General features: G+C 68.0%; 2 protein-coding genes. Both read left to right on the forward strand.

The genetic code is table 11. The features are described 5' to 3' along the window. Nucleotides 1–1253: GGDEF domain-containing protein (locus J0M27_RS21290; protein ID WP_294996719.1), on the forward strand; the 1253-nt coding region annotated here is incomplete at its 5' end. Nucleotides 1254–1460: 207 nt separating this feature from the next. Further along, nucleotides 1461–2733 (forward strand): tetratricopeptide repeat protein (locus tag J0M27_RS21295; protein WP_294996721.1); only part of this gene is annotated, 1273 nt, incomplete at its 3' end.

Genomic DNA, 2733 nt, shown 5'->3' on the forward strand with positions numbered 1-2733 from the left:
CGGCGCCCGTCGCCTCATCAACAACACGCCCGGGGCCGCAGTCCGCCTGGCAGGGCGGCATACTCGACCTGCGCGAGATTATCGGCCAGCTGCTGGACAACACCCTGTCCATCGTCCTGCGCGACAGCCCCGAACTCGCCACCGAGGCGTCCGAAATTGCCGCGTCGATTCGCGCCGCGCAAACACCGGACGCCCTGGCGGGCCTTTCGGAACGATTGAAGAAGCTCTGCTACCGGGCGCTTTTCGTCGCCGAGGATCAGTCCGAAATGGCCAGCGCACTGCTGCACCTGGTGCAGCTCGTCATCGAGAACATCGGCGAACTGGTACTTGAGGACCAATGGCTCTCCGGCCAGATCAAGGTCGTGCGCGACCTGATCCAGCAACCCTTGAGCCTGCGCCGCCTGGACGACGTCGAACGACGCATGAAGGATGTCATCGTCAAGCAAAGCGCGCTGAAGAAGAATCTGCACGAGGCCAACGACCGCCTCAAGCTGATGCTGGCGACCTTCGTTGACCGCCTGGCGGATTTCTCCGAGACCACCAGCGATTACCACAACAAGATCGAGAACTGCGCCGCGAAGATATCCAAGGCGAGCGACATCACCGAACTTGCCGACGTACTCGACGAGGTGATGCGCGAGACGCGAGTGGTGCAGGTCAATACGGCGCGTTCGCGCGACGAGATGAACACCATGCGCTCGCGGGTCAAGGATGCCGAGGAGGCGGTGGCACGCACCCGCAACGAACTTGCCAGCGCCAGCGACCTGGTTCGGCATGACGCCCTGACCGGCGCACTGAACCGCAAGGGCCTCGACGAGGCGCTGGAGAAGGAGATCGCCCGCCTGCGGCGCCACAGCGGAACCCTGAGCCTGGCGTTGCTTGACATCGACAATTTCAAGACACTCAACGACAGCCTCGGACACGCTGCCGGCGACGCCGCACTGGTGCACCTGACCAAGGTGGTCGAATCCACGGTGCGGCCACAGGATGCGCTGGCGCGTTACGGCGGCGAGGAGTTCGTCGTGCTGCTGCCCAACACTGCAATCGAGGATGCCGTGGGTGTCATGATCAGGGCCCAGCGCGAACTTACGCGTGAGTTCTTCCTCAACAACAACGAGAAGGTGCTGATCACCTTCAGTTGCGGCGTTGCCGAAATAAATGATACCGAGGACCCCTACGAGGCTTTGAAGCGTGCCGACGCCGCCATGTATCGCGCCAAGCGAGCGGGCAAGAACCGGGTCATTCCAGCCTGAGAGTGTCCGCATCTGCGGCGGCGATGTATTGCGGAGGCCGGCGAAGCAAAACCGATGCGGCTGTGCCAGTCTGCCGGTTGCCGTTCGGGTCAGGGGCGGCCGCCTGAACCGGGCGGGTCGGACATCGCCTGCCGCGATACGGTGGCGCCACCGCCGGGAATCGGCACTTGCCATCGCGTCTGCTGGATACGGCATGATTCAACTCCGATGACCCAGCCACCGATCCCCCTCGCGCCCGCAACCCTGATCGGGTTGTTTCGCGGCGCCATCGACGCGCCGCTGGTCGAACGCGGTGCGGCCCGCGGCCTGGAGCTTCTGGGTCGCCCGCAGGATTTCTGGAGCAGCCTCGCCGCTACCGAGTTGCAGCGGATGGCGGCCGGCGGCAATGGCAACGCCCAAGCGGAACTGGCCTGGCGCCACGCGCATGGCGACCGGGTTGCGCGAATGCCTGCGACCGCGCTGCGCTGGGCCCTGCGCAGCGCCGAGACCGACTGTGCGACAGGGCTTGCGGTACTGGGCTGGCTGCTGCAGCACGGCTGCGGCCTGCCTCGCGATACCGTCGAGGCGGCGCGCCTGTTCGCCCTTTCAGCGGCGCGGGGCGTGCCACTGGCGCAGTACTGGATGGGCCGCTTGCAGTATCTCGGCGGGGAAGGGGTTGCGCCGGACTACCCCTCGGCGGTTCTCTGGCTGCAACAGGCCGCGGCACAGGGGCATGCGGCGGCCGCCGACCTGCTGGCGCGCTGCCATTTCTTCGGTCGCGGCGTCGCCGAGGATCGCGCGGCGGCGTGTCGCTTGTGGCGGGAGGCGGCAGCAGGGGGCGTGGCCAGCGCCAGCTATTCGCTGGGCATGTGCCTCTACGGCGGGGTCGCGGCGGTGGCCGAGCCGCGATCCGCCATCGTGCATTTTCGTGCCGCCGCGGATGGCGGGGTAGCAGCGGCGATGTTCCTGCTCGGCCAGTGCGCGACGTTCGGCGTCGGCATGGCGCGCGATCCCGAAGCTGGCTTGGATTGGTATCGACGCGCGGCGGAGGGCGGCAGCCGCGAAGCTGAATTCGAGCTGGGCGAATGCCTCGCGTATGGCGTGGGCAGCGGCGGGCGCGACCTGGTCGCCGCGCTGCGATGGTGGAAGGCCGCTGCGGCCAATGGGCATGTGCGGGCGCACCTGAAGATAGGGCACGCCTGTCGCTGGGGCGACGGCGTTGCCGAGGACAAGCGGGCCGCGCTGGGTTGGTATCGCCGCGCGGCGGAGTTGGGCGATGCCTCGGCCTGGGTTTGGCTGGGCGAATGCCACGAGCGCGGCGAGGGCGGCGAAGTCGATCCGGCCGCGGCGCGTGATGCCTACGCGCGCGCGGCGGCCGCGGGTGATGCGCACGGCATGGCGGAGCACGGACGATGCCTGCTGCATGGAATCGGCGGCGCGCCGGCGCCCGAGCTGGGCCATGCCCTGCTGCACCCGGCGCAGGGCGCCCGCTGGCAGCCGG

It is taken from the genome of Sulfuritalea sp. (assembly GCF_017302275.1).
GTDB lineage: Bacteria > Pseudomonadota > Gammaproteobacteria > Burkholderiales > Rhodocyclaceae > Sulfuritalea.